Source organism: Paenibacillus jamilae (genome assembly GCF_050482105.1).
GTDB lineage: Bacteria > Bacillota > Bacilli > Paenibacillales > Paenibacillaceae > Paenibacillus > Paenibacillus jamilae_B.
The window spans coordinates 345,508-361,411 of record NZ_JBCNHI010000011.1 but is presented as its reverse complement, the minus strand read 5'-3'; the positions used below and the strand labels follow the sequence as shown (position 1 = coordinate 361,411).

Genomic DNA, 15,904 nt, shown 5'->3' with positions numbered 1-15,904 from the left:
CTTCATACACCCCTTTTCAAAGTATCCGGGCTATAATCGAATTCAATCGCCCAGACCTCTTGCAGTCCCTTTTCCATCTCCGTCAAGGAGTGAATATCCTGAATAGTACAATCTCTTTCTGTAACCATCAGCCTGAGCAAAGCGACATAACGTTCACATAACAGTTCTATTGCCGATGGTTCATATGTTGAAGGCTGATACATCATCTGAATGGCTGTTTGCTCCAGTTGATGAATACTCACCAGAAGCGAGTAATCCGTTACGCTATGCCCGGCAAAGGATTCCAGGGTCAATTCACTTTGCTCATTGATCTCCAGCGGATAATTTTCAATCACGAGCAATGTATCAAATAGAGGCTCTGTGCTTCTGAAATTTCCGTAAGTTTGTATATCCACAAGCGGTGTTGTTTCGTAAGGCTGCCTCGCTATACTCGCTTGCTGAACATCGAGCAGCGCTTGTTGTAACGTATCGCTATTCCCAGACTGTAGACGCATAGGAACCGTGTTCATCAGAAGGCCCACCATTCGTTCAATTCCAGGCAAGCTACTGGAGCGGCCAGATACCGTTGTGCCGAAAAGCACGTCTTGACGCCCGCTAACCTTTTGCAGCAGAACGCCCCAAGCCGTAGTAAAAAGAGTACCTATTGTTACTGATTCTTCCTTCGCAACAGCTTCCAGCTCACTCACCAGATCTGGCGGCAATATATACGATTCGCAAGCCGTATCGCTTATTTGTGGGGCAGAAGTGGTATTAAGCAGGTACAGGGGCTGAGCTTCATATCCAGCCAGATAAGCTTGCCAAAATGCCTTGCTTCCGCTCTTATTCTGCTTTCCAAGCCATTTCACGTACTCTCGAAAATGCGGCTTGCTTATCCGTTCCGGTTCTCGGCCTGCACGCAGCGTACGATATGCGTGGATAAACTCACCCAGCACAATACCATTACTCCAGCCATCCATCACAATATGATGATTGCTGACCATCATGATATGACGATCGTGCGTCAGCCTAAACACTGTAATCCGCAATAGTGGGCCCTCGGACAGGTCAAACCCTACGGCGCGATCCGCCTCTCGCAGCTCCTGCAATACCACCTCTTGCTCCATCTCTGCCATTTCTGTGAGGTCATGGAACGCGAAAGATAGTACGCGTCCTTTTAAGATAATCTGAACCGGATTCTGGATCTTTTCCCAGCGGAATACGCTTCTCAGCACTTCATTCTGTTGAATCGTCCATTTCCACGCCTCACAGCAGACAGATAGATCAAGCTGACCACGTAGCGTATAGCTGTATTGTTCAAAATAAGCTTCTGTATCCTTGTCCCGCAAATAGTGATAGAGCATTCCTTCCTGCATGGGAGTCAAACCAATAACATCCTCCACATGTGTTTTGTTCAAAGGACGGTGGGCCATGGTCGTTCCCCCTTACATTTGAATGATGGTGCCAATCCCATATGCGAACAGTCCCTCTTGCGGGTGACGAATAAACGGTTCTCGACAGCCCGTTGGGTCTACAAATTCCTGAAAGGACGGATAGCTTTGTTTCACTTCATCCCAAAAAACGCCAACATCATAACCTCTTCCCCACGTTTCAGGCCGCATGCTGATATCATGAAAAGCAATCATACCGCCCGGCGCCACCAACTCTTGATACATGCGGAAATCCGAACTCACACCACCGTAGGAATGATCTCCATCAATAAATAGAAGGTCAATCTGGCGATTTCCCAGAACCTTTTTCAAATCCTGTTTGGTCGAACAGTGAAATGAACGATCGCGAATAAAAGAAAACTGCTGTTTCGCGTTGCCGAAACTGGAGTAAAGCTGTACCTCATTGTCATCCTGACCACCTCCATACGGCCCACCCGGATAATCAATACTGACGAGCAGGGCTTCTGGATCGGCCAGTTGGCTCAAGCAATAAAATACGCCGCCGCTGGCTGTTCCGATTTCAACGACTGTTTTAGGCTTTTGGCGCTTCACGACCTCCAGAAAATGACGCAGCTCATAGGGATTCTGAATGGCTGGAAAAACAGGTACATGCTCAGCGACATGCTCCAAAATAGCTCTTAACCGGATGGATTGCGGACTCGTAACGTCCTCTTTAAGATTTTCCGGGGAAAGAAGTTCGAACAACTCGGGCACAATAACCTTAGCCAAAAGTCCTTCTACATCAGGTTCATCTTCCCCGTCCACTAACCAGGCTTCCGGCAACCCCGGAAGCTTGTCCTCTGGATTCTCGCCTTTTTCAATGGCTGCTTTGAGATAACTCGCCTGCTCCCGTGTTAGCTTCACATATCCAGGCTTCCATGCATGAATGAGCAGAAAATCACCTTTCACCTTGATATGATCCAAGCCAAACTTTTGCACCCATGGCAGATCGTTGTATCGCTTTTGCAAATAATAATTTAAGGGGCCTGTCGGGAGAATTCGTAAATGTTCCAATCTGTTACTCATGCTCTCACCTCGTCCTCGTTGAAATCCATTCCGACGTTACGCAAAAATGAGCCGGTATGGGAATACCCACACGCTGCAACCTGCTCAGGTGTCCCAGCCACCACCAGTTGTCCCCCCCTGGTCCCTCCTTCGGGACCAAGATCCAATACATAATCTGCCGTTTTGATCAGATGCAAATTATGTTCAATGATGAGGACGGTATTGCCCTCATCCACGAGTTGTTGAAGGATGGTTAGCAGGCGCTGGATGTCGTCAGGATGCAAGCCCGTGGTCGGTTCATCCAAAATGTATAACTGGCTGCACCCTTTTTTTAACCGACTTAGCTCCTCCACCAGCTTAATACGCTGGGCTTCCCCGCCGGATAATGTCGTTGCAGACTGACCCAGCTTCATATAACCAAGACCCAGTTGGTTCATAAGCTTCAACTTGTTGTAAATAACAGGCTGGTCGGCAAAGAAAACTACAGCTTCTGCAACACTCATTTCCAATACATCCGCGATATTTTTCTCTTGATATGTAATGGTCAGTATATCCTCGCTGTAGCGTCTACCCCGGCACGTCTCGCACACCATTTCAACGTCAGGCATAAACTGCATTTCAGTTACGATCACTCCGAGCCCTGAACATACTTCACAGCGTCCACCCGGTGAATTGAAGCTAAAATGTGCATCCTTTCGTCGCAGCTGTCTAGCTCTTTCTGTTCTGGCAAACAGCTTGCGGATAGCGTCAAATACGCCTATGTAGGTAGCTGGAGTGGAGCGCGGCGTCCGTCCAATCGGCTTCTGGTCAATACAAATCACTTGGTCGATCCACGTCTCTCCTTTAAGCTCCACATCATATTTCAGATATGCTGGCTGACCATCCAGATGGGCACGCAATTTTTCATATATTACGTTATGAACCAGTGTGGTTTTTCCTGATCCGGATACTCCTGTGACACAAACCAAGCAACCGAGCGGTATGCGTATGTTCAGATTCTGCAGATTATTCTCCCTCGCTCCCAGCACCTCAAGATACTTCCCGTCACGGGCCTTTCTCCGCCTTAAGAGAAATGGAATACCTCGCCGGCCGGCCAAATATTGGCCCGTCAAAGAATTGGGATTGCCCATGACTTGTTCCACCGTCCCCTGTGCCACAATTTCACCACCAAGCGCTCCTGCACCAGGTCCGATATCTACAAGATAATCCGCTTGAGCCATAATCTCTTCATCATGTTCGACGACCAAGATGGTATTTCCCAAATCTCGTAGCCTGTGAAGCATGGCTATCATCTTTCCAGTATCCTTCGGGTGCAAGCCGACACTGGGTTCATCCAAAATGTAGATCATCCCCATCAGTCCCGAGCTTAGTTGAGTCGTTAAGCGTACACGCTGCGATTCACCACCCGAGAGCATCGTCACCGGGCGGTTCAGACTTAAGTAGTCCAGCCCCATATCGAGCAGCAATGCCAGACGAGTCTTCATTTCCTGTAAAATAGGCTGTGCCACAGCCGCAAGATTGTGGAAAAATTGAGGTGCAGCTTGCAGCAGTTCATCGCAGTATGCGTGCAGCTCAACTAACGGCATATTCGAAAAATCACGGATCGTCTGACCCCCTACACGATAGAGAAGACGTTCTGCCTTCAAGCGGGCTCCTCCGCAGCTGGGACACACTTGTTCTCTCATGACTTCCTTATCTTCCGCCTTCATAGCACTCATATCGTCCTTGGCATTAGCGTTGAAGCGCTCATAAATGAGATTTACAATGCCTGCAAATTTTTCATGCATCGGCTTGCCACCTGTAGCAGGGTTCTCAATGGCAATCTTTTCTCCTTGAGTACCGTATAGGACAGCGTGTAACGCCTCATCCGGCAGGTCTTTTACCGCCGTATTCAGATCAAAATGATACCGGCTCGCCAGTCCTTCTAGAATTTTTCGATTTTTATGAAATTTCTCTTTCTCGCATTGCCAGCCAAGCAGGTGAATCGCTCCTTCAGCCAAACTTTTAGATTGATCAGGAATCACACGTTCCAGATTCACTTCATAATGTGTGCCAAGTCCTGTACATGTCGGACAAGCACCCAGAGGATTATTGGATGAAAAAGCTCCTGCCGAGATTTCACTGACCATCATGCCGCAACAGCAACACCCGGAATTTGGATTACTTGCAGATCGTTTATCAACCATAGATCGAATTTTCATCCATCCGTCTCCCACATCCAGCGCCTTGTCTACCAGAGCTTGAATATCTTTGACTTGCTCCACGGAATTTGAAATCGTCACTCGACCAACCAGTACCTCCAGCTGGTTGTACTCTTTTCCTAGGTGTACTACCTGCGGAGATATGCTGGAGAACAAAACTTCTGCTTGCTGTACATCCAGCAATTTTTGGTTCCAATTTAATTGGGTGTAGCCCTTTTTTCGTATTTCCTTCAGCAACGCTACAGGCCCGCCATGTGGCATGGAAAGAATTGGCGCATATACATCAATAGATGTATCAGATGGATATTGGAGCACCTGCTCTGTGATTTTCTTTCTGCTTTGAACAGACAATGCTTCCTGGCAATAGGGACAAACTGCCTGACTTGTTCGTGAAAACAATAGCCGCACATAAGAAGAAAGCTCGGTCAATGTTCCCACCGTAGACCTTGGGTTCCGCGACAACGTCTTTTGCTCCATCGCAATTGCCGGAGACAGCCCTTCGATCAAGTCCACATCCGCTTCTTCCGTTTTTCGCAAGCCCATTCGCTCATATGCGGACAGCGACTCCATTAAGCGTCGCCGTCCTTCCGCATATAGTGTATTGAAGACAAGTGACGATTTCCCTGAGCCGCTTACTCCCGTGAAGACGACCAATTGATCCCGCGGAATCCGCAAAGAGATATTTTTCAGGTTATGCTGTCTGGCGCCTTTGACAACAATGTAGTTTTGCATGTTAAGCCCACACTTTTTTATGAATTTTAATGGATTGGTTATGAGCCACTGACTTCAGCGCTCAGTACTTCCAGTTCCTTCATCTGTCCCATTTCCATCTTCAACAGGCGGTCTGCGCTGTGAAAATAATGGTCATCATGCGTGATGGCGAAAACAATTTTGCCTGCCGCCTTCATTTCAGGCAGAAGTGTATGGTAAAAGAACTTTCGGAACTCTGGATCTTGATCCGCAGCCCATTCGTCAAACAAATATACAGGTCGATTCTCCAGATAACAGATTAACAATGCAAGCCGCTTCCGCTGGCCGCCAGATAGCTTGAGCGTGCTAAAATATCCATCCTTAACCGTTACTTTATCCTCCAATCCCAGCCTTTTCAGATAACGCTCAATATCAGATTGCTTTTCCTTATAATCAATGTCGTACAAACGCTCAAACAAATGGAAATCAGAGAAAACGGTGGAGAAATACTCGCCCGAGGTACGTGGGTCAATGACTTCTCCATTGATCGTGGTGTATCCCGTTTGTGCCGGATAAAGAGCGGTCATTAGCTTGGCAAGCGTTGTTTTACCACTGCCGTTGCCGCCTGTAATAAAAATGATCTGTCCTTTAGCGGCCTCCAGCGTAATAGGTCCGACCACAAAGCTGGACTCTCCAGTCACGTTGCTGTACTCAAAGCTAAGATTGTGAAAACCAATGCGTTCCACAGCAACCTCTTCATCCACCACACTCGCAGTATTATGCACTTCTCCACTGTCATTAGTTGGCATTTCCGCAATAAAGGCTTTAATTCTTCGCCAGGAGGTCCGAATCTGGAACAACTCCGGCACAGCCTGCAGCAAGCCGTTGATCGGTCCAATCAAATAAAGAAACACGACAACAAATTGAATTAATGTGTAATCCTTTATGTTCGGGAAAATTGTCGGGAACACGAAGGTTACTACACCTAAAATTAAAATCAGCAGCGTTTCGCCCAGTACCAGCGCATTGGTAAATTTAATACGGGACACCGAGCGTTTTTGCCGATACTGTTCACAGCTATCCTGAATATCGCTCCCGAACTCCGCCTTTTTGCGTCCGTGCATGCTAAGCTCTTTAAAGCCTTTGAGCATGTGATCGATAAACCCCAAATATACGTTTTGGGTATCCCTCGCCTCTTCCCAATAACGGTTAGCCGTACCGCTGACAAGGCTATAAAATGCGGCAATCACCGCAATCACGACCAGCGAGAGAATTGTTCCCCAAAACGAAATCGTACCGAGATAAACAAAGCAGCAGATGACAGTCAGCAAGCTGGTTGCGAACCCGACCGCCACATTAGCCGAGAAGCCGACCATCTCCGTATCATTATTTAAAGTGGCTAAAATTTTGCCGTTGTCCATGCGCTCTAATTTGTCATAAGAGCTGTGCAGCACTCGTTGAATGAGTTCCATCCGTTTTCGATAAATCATGTTGTAGGTGATCTTCACTAATTTGGTTTCAATCAGCTTGCGTCCGAAAATATACACTGCCAGCGCCAGCCCGAAATAATACAGCAGGTATTTGAGCGGAATTTCGCTGCCAATCGAGAAATTGACGATAAAAATGACAAAGGCATTCGCCGCACCGCTCAGCAAGCTCATCATCACCAACAAAGGAAGCGAACGTCTAGTTTCATCTGCGTTAGGGAAAAGCGTACCCAGCACCAAGTAGACAAAACTCAAGAGCAATCCCAATCCTAAGGCTCCAATCGCAAACGGAAAGCTAAACGGAGACCAGACGATCGCAGTTGTCCAGGAAACCCCCTGCATCGCAGTAGGAACCAGATAAACTCCATACAAAAACGGTGTACTGCAAAGTAAAAACACCAGCCATGTGAGCAGCTTTTTTGGATTCAAAGACTTATAAACACGTTGTTTGCGGATGATATCCCGTACAACTGTAAGCAGCAGAACTCCTACAGCCAGCACATAACATGCCAGCATAATCGTAATGACGGACCATGCATTATCTGTTTTCTGATCCGGTTCATACGGAGACACAGGTTGACGATCTCGTAAAATATCCATCAGGCCGTGACCCGTAATATACGTTAAAGTGGTACCGTTATTCGCCATGATCCCTACAGCGAGCTGATCTTGAGGGCGAAAAACCATATATGCAGAAAAATTCGGATTTAATCCAGCCTTCGACACCTCTCCATTTCCGCTTTGATAATCAGCCCAGCCCATAGCATAAGACGACATATCAAACTTGCTCGGAGCGACAGTGCGGTCAGGCGCATGCGTTTCCATAATTAATGGAGTCATAGGAGATTTCAGGCTGCCCAGTTGATACTTGAGCCAGGTAGCGAGGTCATTACCGTCCATCATGATATAACCAGCAGGACGATTTCCCCTAAAGACAGGGGATTGATATTCACGTGCTTGAAAAAAGCCGTTCTTGTAGCCTGTTGCCAGTGTGGGTGCGGCTTCTGTGGGATAAAGAGTGGTCTTATGCAGACCCAATGGCTGAAAAATGTGGGCCTTCATATAATCTTCATAAGGCTGCCCTGTGACCTTTTGAATGACAGCCCCCACGATGGCATAGTTAATGGTGGCATATTCAAAGCGTTCGCCAGGACGGTTATGTAATTCTAAGCCATTCACATTCCTCACGACCTGTTCGAGTGAATCGACACGGTTGGAGATCGGGATGTCGGTAATCGTATACCATGGAATGCCGCTGGAGTGGTGTAGCAACTGTCGCAAAGTAATCTCGACATTTTGGTGTTTGTACCTGGCTTGGAACCATGGAAAATACTTCGAAACAGGATCATCCAGCTTCAACAACCCCTGCTGCTGTAGCTGCAGTACGGCAAGTGCTGTGAATCCTTTAGAACAAGAGGCAATTTCAAAGCTTGTCTCAGGTGTAACAGGTGCTTGCTTGTCCACATTTGCATACCCAAAACTTTTGAGGTAAGCCGTTTCTTTTCCCCGAACTACCACTACTGTCATTCCAGGGATATGACCCTCCTGCATTTTCTCATGAATAAATGCTTCTAGACGTTGAGTTGTGGCTTGATCCAAACCTGCTGCAGCTTCAGCGCGATTGGGCAGAATACATGCTGCCACTAAAGCGAAAATCAGAATAACCGCTGCCATTGTGCTCATGTTCATCTTTTTACATTCCATAATCGCTCCAGCTTTCTTTGTAATATGTAATCAAAGCATGCTTGACCAATATATGTAAAACTAATTATCTAGTAATTATATAAAAACACTAGGATAAATAGTGTTCAAAACGAAGCATTCAATATGGCGTATAAATATGCGTAATTTTTATATTTATTTTATGGATATTTAAGCAATTTATAATGAATATATATTAATTAGGAATGGGTTTGATTTGACGAAAAATCGGGAGAATACCAAGTATTAATCTTAATTCGGAGAGTCAATTGCCAGAAATACGTAATAAACTAATAATTATCAATTTAATTGAATTTGTATTAACACCTTAACATTTCACCCGGTTCAAATGTAGTGAGTTAATTCACACTTTTTCGAAAATTCCATAGTAATCCTACAAAAACCTTTTAAAGGGAACTGGTATGTTTAAATTGGTATACAATTGTCGAAAATCCGTTTTATTTTCCACATAAAAATGCATTTTTTCTGCTTGATTGTTTTTATTTGGTCGGATAGCATCATTTTTATGTAGGCTCTACGTTTTTTCAAAATCTGCATGTATAAGGAGGCTAATGTATGTTCTATGCATTGACGCATGCTCAAAAAAGAATTTGGTATAACGAAAAAATACATGGCACGACGGCCATGCATAATCTGACCGGACTAGTACGCATTCAAAAGGAACTCGAGCTTGATGCACTGGAGAATGCAATTCAGCTCTTCATTTCCAAAACTGAAGGCCTCCGTATCCGGATCGAAGAGCAAGATGGAGAACCCGTACAATACGTTAAGCCCTATGAAAAGGAGAATATCGAATATCTGGATTTTAGTCATGAGACTGATCCTTTACAGCATTTTGAACAATGGCTAAAGGTCGTGAGTGGACAAGCGATGCCTCTGTTGAACTCCAAGCTATATTCTTTTGTTATCTTTCGGCTGGGACCTGATGATGTTGGTTATTTGGGTAAATTTCATCATATTATTGCAGACGGTTGGGCTTTACATATCGTGTCGGAACGAATTTCGCAGTATTATTCTCTATTAGTCAACCACCGTCCTCTCCCTGTTAATGAAGAATACTCCTACATACCTATCATTGATCAAGAACAAGCCTATCTAGCATCAGAACGTTTTATCAAAAATAAAATGTTCTGGAATGAAAAGTTTCGAACCTTACCTGATATGATACCCATCAACAAAAGTAAAGATATATCGGCCGTCCGGTCATCCTTTGCCATCGACAGTGAAACCTCTCGCATCATTCAGAGTTTTATCCAAAGCTCCAAACTTTCTGTAAATGTGTTATTCGTATCCGCCCTTCTGCTTTACATCTATCGAACGACTCAAGAAACTGATGTGGTTATCGGGACACCTGTCCTGAACAGATCAGGAAAAATACAAAAAAATACGTTTGGTATGTTCACCAGCACAATGCCGGTACGCATTCAAGTGGATGAAGCTTTAGATGCCTGCTCCTGGATAAAGCAGGTGGGAACAGAGCTAATGAATTTTTACTTTCATCAAAAATATCCCTATGATCTTCTGGCTGGTGATTTGGAGCTTGCCCAAAAAGGATATGACGGTCTGTTTGATATGTGTGTTAATTATTACAATATGAAATTTAGTCCCCAATTTGATGGATGCCCCTATGAAGTTCAGGAGGTATTCAGTGGTTTACAGCCTTATGCCTTACAATTGGTTATACGTGATTGGGAGGGGAGCGGAAGAATTACGCTGGATTTTGATTATAAAGTGAATGCTTTCAGCGAGCTGCAGATCGCCAAAATGTTTGAGCATCTTATGCATATGGTTCGCGAGATGATCGAGCAGCCACACACTTCAATTGCGGAAATTGAAATGCTGTCTGCGCAGGAACATAATGAGCTGATCTATGAGCTGAATCAAACTCGTTCCCCTTATCCTTCGTCCCTAACCATTACTCAATTATTTGAGCAGCAAGTCGTAGAAAAAGCTAATGATATTGCCTGTTACTTTGAAGAGCAAACGTTAACCTATCGTGAATTAAACGAACAAGCTAACCAACTGGCGAGGTTTTTAAAAAGCAGGGGGGTTGGACAAGAGAGAATCGTCGGAATCATGGCGAGGCATTCGTTTGAACTTATCATTTCGATCTTAGCTGTGTTGAAATCAGGCGGAGCTTATCTGCCTATAGATCCTCACTATCCGGCTGACCGAATTAGCTTTATGCTGGAGGATTCCGGGGCTGCCTTGCTACTCACCGACGCACCATTGGATGGTAATATCTCTTTTTCCGGAGAAGCCTATCGTATGGATGATGCATCCCTGTATGATGGCGATGACTCCAATTTGGAGTCGCAAACCGGACCGGATCAACTCGCTTATGTCATTTATACCTCAGGCTCCACAGGCAAACCTAAAGGAGTCGCAGTTCACCACAAGGGACTTGTTAATTATATATGGTGGGCAAGTAAAACCTACTTTTCCGGCGTGCGTGAGGTCTTTGCCTGTTATTCGTCAATAGCCTTTGACTTGACCATCACCTCCATATTCACCCCATTAATTAGCGGTCATGCCATGAGCCTCTACAGGGATGATGATTCCAGCGAGTTTGTATTATTTCGCATTCTAAAAGACCAGCGCACAACCATTGTGAAGCTTACTCCCGCGCATTTGTCCCTTCTCCAAGAGTCGGATATTCGTATATCGAACGTCCGCAAATTCATTGTAGGTGGAGAAGATTTCAAAGTCAGTCTTGCCCGGAACGTTCATGACATATTTGGCGGTAATGTTACTCTCTACAATGAGTACGGGCCAACGGAAACCGTTGTAGGCTGCATGATCCATATTTATGATGTCAGCCGGGATATTCGAAAATCCGTTCCTATTGGCGTCCCTTCTGATAACGTGGCTGTGTATGTGCTGGATGCGTACTTAAAGCCTGTTCCTGTGCAGGTAAAAGGAGAAATTTACATTTCCGGTCATGGTGTGGCGAGAGGATACTTGAATAGACCGGAACTCACAAAAGAAAGATTTCTCGATAATCCCTTTATTCCTGGAGAACGAATGTATAAAACCGGAGACTTGGGAATACGGCTGGAAAATGGCCTGATCGAATACCTTGGCCGGAAAGATCACCAAGTCAAAATCAAAGGATTTCGTATCGAACTGGGCGAAATTGAAGGTGCGTTATCTTCATATCATGGTATCCAGCATGCTGTTGTCAATGTGGTGGAATCGGATGAAGATAATAGTCAGCCTATGTTATATGCCTATTATGTATCAGATGCTACTGTCTCTCCCGAGCTTCTTAAGCATTATTTACATGCTTGTCTTCCCCATTATATGGTGCCAAACCATATACTCAGGCTGGATACCGTCCCACTTACGTCAAACGGTAAGGTCGACAAGCGAAAACTTCCTGTACCAGACTTGTCCTCCGGGTTAACCAGCCAATATGAGGAAGCTCATAATGAGGTTGAAAATATTCTCGTGCAGGTTTGGAAAGAGCTATTTCAGGTACCTAATATAGGTATCCATGATAATTTCTTCGCACTGGGCGGAGATTCTATTAAGGCGATCCAAATGACATCCAAATTAAATAACTATGATCTGGAGATAGGCGTACAGGATATTTTAGCGCATCCCAATATCGCGGAGCTTGCTCATTATACACGTCCAAAGCGTCAGCTATACGATTCAGCTCCAGCCAGCGGAGAAATTCTGCCTACTCCTATCTCCAGTTGGTTTATGGCGCAGACATTTCACAATCCTCATCACTATAATCAATCGATCATGCTTCTGCTGAAAAACGAAATGGATCGTTCCGCTTTGGAAAAGGCCTTTCAGAAGGTGATCGAGCATCACGATGCTTTGAGGATGAGCATGGAGCCCGATGGCAAGTTATTCTACAATCCAGAACTCGCCACCGTCTCGTTCAAGCTGGATTGTTACGATATGATGCTTATTTCAGCCGAGGCCCGGCAACATGAATTCAATCACCTGGTGCATAACCTACAATCCGGTTTCGATCTGTCCCACCGTCTTCCTATCCGTGCAACTCTATTCGATCACGGACAGGAAACTCGGGAACTGTTCATCACTGCCCATCATCTGGTTGTAGACGGAGTTTCCTGGAGAATTATATTGGAGGATTTATTGAACGCATACCATGCTATAAAAGAAGGTGAGGAGGTAAATTTCCCAAGAAAAACAGCCTCAGTTCAAGCCTTTGCCAAGGAGCTATATCACTATTCTACGACTGCGGATCTACAGAAAGAGCTAGATTTTTGGCATGAAATGGAGGGAGGCAGTCGTCATTTTCCAGCATCCATCACAAGCCTACCATCCGCTGCCGTAAATTATGCTTCATGCACTGTGGTTGAAGAATATCTGTCTCCTATCCAAACGTACAAACTGCTTCATGAGATGCCTCAGGCTTATCGTACCGAACCTGTAGATTTACTGCTGGCTGCCTTGGCGCTAAGTGTCAAGGAATGGATCGGATTGGACGATTTCACTTATGAGGTTGAGCATCACGGAAGGAGTCTAGATCACATAGATGTATCCAGAACGGTTGGCTGGTTTACTGCGTTATATCCCTTACGTATTCAAATGCCGGGCACAGAAATAGGCAGTATCCTTGCACATGTCAAGGAACTGCGAAGACGTGTCCCCCATCAGGGTATAGGTTATGGCATCTTAAAATATATGCTAGGGGCTATTGAAAAGCATACAGACATTCGTCCTATACGCTTCAATTATCTGGGCCAGTTCGATCACGAAAGTCAAAGTTCAGATTATGTATATAGGCATACTATAGACAATCAAAATGTAGATAACATCAATCATCTAACGACCGCCATCGAAGTTAACTGCCTGATTGTTAACGATCAATTAGTAATCGATATGATGTACAGCACGGAAATGTTTGAAGCAGAAAATATAACCGAATTTATGCATATGTATGTCCAAGCAATCAATCAGATCATTGATTTTACGGTTCGTCAGCAGAATATCCATTTCAGTCCTTCAGACTTTGAAACTGCTCAGATCAATCAGGAGGATATTGAACTGCTATTCGAATAAAGGTGCACTTTGCATTTACCCTTTTTGGGATTCAGCCTGTTTGGAGGTCATAAGAAACATCACTTACCATAAGGGCAGGCGGCCGCATTTAACCGCCTGTCTATTTAGGCTTCGCGCGTAGTTTGTTTACTCGTTTCATATAAAAGTGGGATGGGCAGTGTATAAGTTCTTGCGAAGGTTATTTGGTTGTTTTAAACAGACCCAGACGGTTCAACACGACCAGTAAGCGATAAAAATCATAACTGCTTGGCAGTTTCGCATCCACAATCGGGCTTGCCGGATTAACTGCAGCAGCAGCCACCGCTTCCTTGGCCCAGGTCGGTACCGGCATAGCCTGACGTGCCTCTAGTTCGGCTACTCGCTGATCCACCTTTTTAATATAAGCACTCTGTTCATTTATTGTTTGCTTGAGCACATCTTTGCTATTTTCAAGAGCGGCCACCTGCTGCTGCAGGGCCTTAAATGCGGCTTTTTCCTCTGCTGTCATCGGCTCTTCCCCCTCTTCTCCTGCAAATGCTTGTCGTAGCTCGGCCTCTGTTCCGGCATATACATTCAGATCAACTGGCCCTTGAATGCCTTCAACCCGTCCACTATCACTGTATTGCCAGAAGTCCCAGCGCTTCCATGCTGTAGTGTCATTAGGCACCTGTGTACTATAACGCGCAATCCACAGTTTATAACTACCCAGTGGGGCTTTAAAATGGGCAGCAAAAGCATTCCCTGTATATACCATCGGCTTACGGCCACTGACTCGCTCAAATTCCGTCAAAAATGCCAGCGCTACCTCATGAATCGCAGCCGAACTAAGCTTTCCCGGATTGTTTTCATAATCCATCACCGCTGGCAAGTCCAGCGCTTTCGCACCACCCACCTGATCCAGCACCTCGGCGAAATGTCTGGCTTCCGCTTTGGCTGCGTTTACACTGGTCGCATCTACAAAATGGTACGCTCCCAGTAGAATTCCGGCTGCCTTGATCCCTTTTGCATTCGTAATAAATGTCGGATCAACGTACCGCTGTCCTTGACTTGCTTTAATAAATGCAAACGATTTACCATCGGCTCGCACACGTTTCCAATCAATCGTTCCCTGATATCGGGACACGTCAATGCCTTCGGCAGCATTGGGGCTGCGGTTTTGCATAAGGCGCTCCCTCCTTGTCATTCATAATGTTGTAGCACGCTGTCTCTGTTATCCATATGCTTGGACCAAGGAAACGGTCTGGGCTTTTCCACATTTATGCCGAAAAAGGGCGAAAAGGTAGTCTTCCTTTTTTGTAATGGCAACAGTCAGCACTTTATAGAGCTTTATTTTGCTTGTCAGAAGGATCGGTTGGCTTTATTTTTTCCCCACTCGACTTGGACTCAAAAATGGCTACCGCATTCCGCAAAATATCCGGCATTGGCACTCCCATTCTGCCCACATTTTCTATAATGGACAACAGCTCGTTCGCTAAATAAAAGAAAACGACGGCATCCCGGAAGTAATGTGCATCCCCGAGAATACCGTCGATTAGATGGGCTACCGTAATGAGCAAAAACACGGTAACCTTGCGAAAAATACCGTAATACCCTTGGCGGCTTTTCAGTTCTCCATTAATCCAGGCCGCTGCCCATCCGGTGAAAAAGTCGATCACGACCATCCACCACAGCAACGTCAACATTGTAGTCCACCCCCCGAAAAAATAACCGATCAAGGTCCCCGTGGAAAACCCCAGCCAAATCTGATCGATTTTTTCATGCATGTTTGTTCCCCCTTTTGAACCTAGGTGTAAAGTGAATGCCCTTGGTTGATCCAAGGGCATTAAAAAACACGCTGTGCGCGGGCGTATTTTTTTATACTTGCTCAGTTCTGGCTAAATCCAAATTCGTCTTAACCATGTCTTGCAACACTACTGGCACATCTTCAATCGAACGACGACCAGATAAAATAAGTTGTACGAAAGTTACCACGAATGCTTTTTTCATTCTATTATCCACCGTATTACCTCCTCTAGTTATTATGCTAAAGTAAATAGTACCTACCTTTAAAATTCTACTTAAACTTTCTGCTGTGACATCACGAAGTGAATCAGCTCAGCAATTGTCTCTTTGTTATCCAGATCAGCTTGTTTTAATATCTCAATTTCTTCTCGGAGTTGTTCCTCGAAAGTTGGCTTAGGGCTCGGTGCTGGAATCTTTTCGAAATCACCTGTGTCCGGATGGAACTTACTCCCTAATACCTCGTATCCATCAACTTCAATTACTTTATCACCTGCCGGTGCTTCCATACTCTGCGATACTGCAAAAATTACGCAATCATTACTATACTGAGCAAAATATTTCATAC

At 45.2% G+C, this 15,904-nt stretch carries 9 protein-coding genes; 1 reads left to right on the top strand and 8 read right to left on the bottom strand.

The window, feature by feature from the left end; translation table 11 throughout:
• Nucleotides 1-2: 2 nt before the first annotated feature.
• From ABEW32_RS09040 to ABEW32_RS09025, 4 genes are read right to left on the bottom strand one after another with little or no spacing between them, the layout of a single operon-like run.
• Nucleotides 3-1,409, bottom strand: coding sequence for a condensation domain-containing protein (locus ABEW32_RS09040; protein ID WP_430186695.1), 1,407 nt, complete (start codon nucleotides 1,407-1,409; stop codon nucleotides 3-5).
• A 12-nt stretch (nucleotides 1,410-1,421) separates the two neighbouring features.
• Nucleotides 1,422-2,453: a class I SAM-dependent methyltransferase gene (locus tag ABEW32_RS09035; RefSeq protein WP_430186693.1), complete on the bottom strand. Its 1,032-nt coding sequence runs from the start codon at nucleotides 2,451-2,453 to the stop codon at nucleotides 1,422-1,424.
• Nucleotides 2,450-5,365 (bottom strand): excinuclease ABC subunit UvrA, encoded by a 2,916-nt coding sequence (uvrA, locus tag ABEW32_RS09030; RefSeq protein ID WP_430186691.1) that lies wholly within the window; start codon nucleotides 5,363-5,365, stop codon nucleotides 2,450-2,452. Before uvrA ends, ABEW32_RS09035 begins: the two co-directional genes overlap by 4 nt.
• Before the next feature lie 38 nt (nucleotides 5,366-5,403).
• Nucleotides 5,404-8,499: a cyclic peptide export ABC transporter gene (locus ABEW32_RS09025; RefSeq protein WP_430186689.1), complete on the bottom strand. Its 3,096-nt coding sequence runs from the start codon at nucleotides 8,497-8,499 to the stop codon at nucleotides 5,404-5,406.
• A gap of 588 nt (nucleotides 8,500-9,087) precedes the next feature.
• On the opposite strand from ABEW32_RS09025, the gene ABEW32_RS09020 reads away from it, so the two are divergent.
• A complete protein-coding gene (locus ABEW32_RS09020; RefSeq protein WP_430186688.1) occupies nucleotides 9,088-13,578 on the top strand; it encodes an amino acid adenylation domain-containing protein in 4,491 nt (1,496 codons plus the stop codon).
• Nucleotides 13,579-13,756: 178 nt separating this feature from the next.
• On the opposite strand, the gene ABEW32_RS09015 is transcribed toward ABEW32_RS09020, so the two are convergent.
• From ABEW32_RS09015 to ABEW32_RS09000, 4 genes are all read right to left on the bottom strand, one after another.
• On the bottom strand, nucleotides 13,757-14,719 hold the full coding sequence (locus tag ABEW32_RS09015; RefSeq protein ID WP_430186686.1) for a glycoside hydrolase family 25 protein: 963 nt from the start codon (nucleotides 14,717-14,719) through the stop codon (nucleotides 13,757-13,759).
• Nucleotides 14,720-14,873: 154 nt separating this feature from the next.
• The gene (locus ABEW32_RS09010; RefSeq protein WP_016821295.1) at nucleotides 14,874-15,320 is read right to left on the bottom strand and encodes a phage holin family protein; all 447 of its coding nucleotides are present in this window, start codon (nucleotides 15,318-15,320) and stop codon (nucleotides 14,874-14,876) included.
• Nucleotides 15,321-15,411: 91 nt separating this feature from the next.
• Nucleotides 15,412-15,555, bottom strand: a complete 144-nt coding sequence (locus tag ABEW32_RS09005) for a CD1375 family protein (RefSeq protein WP_430186684.1) — start codon at nucleotides 15,553-15,555, stop codon at nucleotides 15,412-15,414.
• Between the two features lie 59 nt (nucleotides 15,556-15,614).
• On the bottom strand, nucleotides 15,615-15,902 hold the full coding sequence (locus tag ABEW32_RS09000) for a hypothetical protein (RefSeq protein WP_430186682.1): 288 nt from the start codon (nucleotides 15,900-15,902) through the stop codon (nucleotides 15,615-15,617).
• Nucleotides 15,903-15,904: the final 2 nt, after the last annotated feature.

Bases quoted from the DNA above. Each gene is read 5' to 3' on its own strand.
- ABEW32_RS09010 (WP_016821295.1), bottom strand. From the start codon at position 15,320: ATGCATGAAAAAATCGATCAGATTTGGCTGGGGTTTTCCACGGGGACC.
- ABEW32_RS09000 (WP_430186682.1), bottom strand. From the start codon at position 15,902: ATGAAATATTTTGCTCAGTATAGTAATGATTGCGTAATTTTTGCAGTA.
- ABEW32_RS09015 (WP_430186686.1), bottom strand. From the start codon at position 14,719: ATGCAAAACCGCAGCCCCAATGCTGCCGAAGGCATTGACGTGTCCCGA.
- ABEW32_RS09020 (WP_430186688.1), top strand. From the start codon at position 9,088: ATGTTCTATGCATTGACGCATGCTCAAAAAAGAATTTGGTATAACGAA.
- ABEW32_RS09035 (WP_430186693.1), bottom strand. From the start codon at position 2,453: ATGAGTAACAGATTGGAACATTTACGAATTCTCCCGACAGGCCCCTTA.
- uvrA (WP_430186691.1), bottom strand. From the start codon at position 5,365: ATGCAAAACTACATTGTTGTCAAAGGCGCCAGACAGCATAACCTGAAA.
- ABEW32_RS09040 (WP_430186695.1), bottom strand. From the start codon at position 1,409: ATGGCCCACCGTCCTTTGAACAAAACACATGTGGAGGATGTTATTGGT.
- ABEW32_RS09025 (WP_430186689.1), bottom strand. From the start codon at position 8,499: ATGAACATGAGCACAATGGCAGCGGTTATTCTGATTTTCGCTTTAGTG.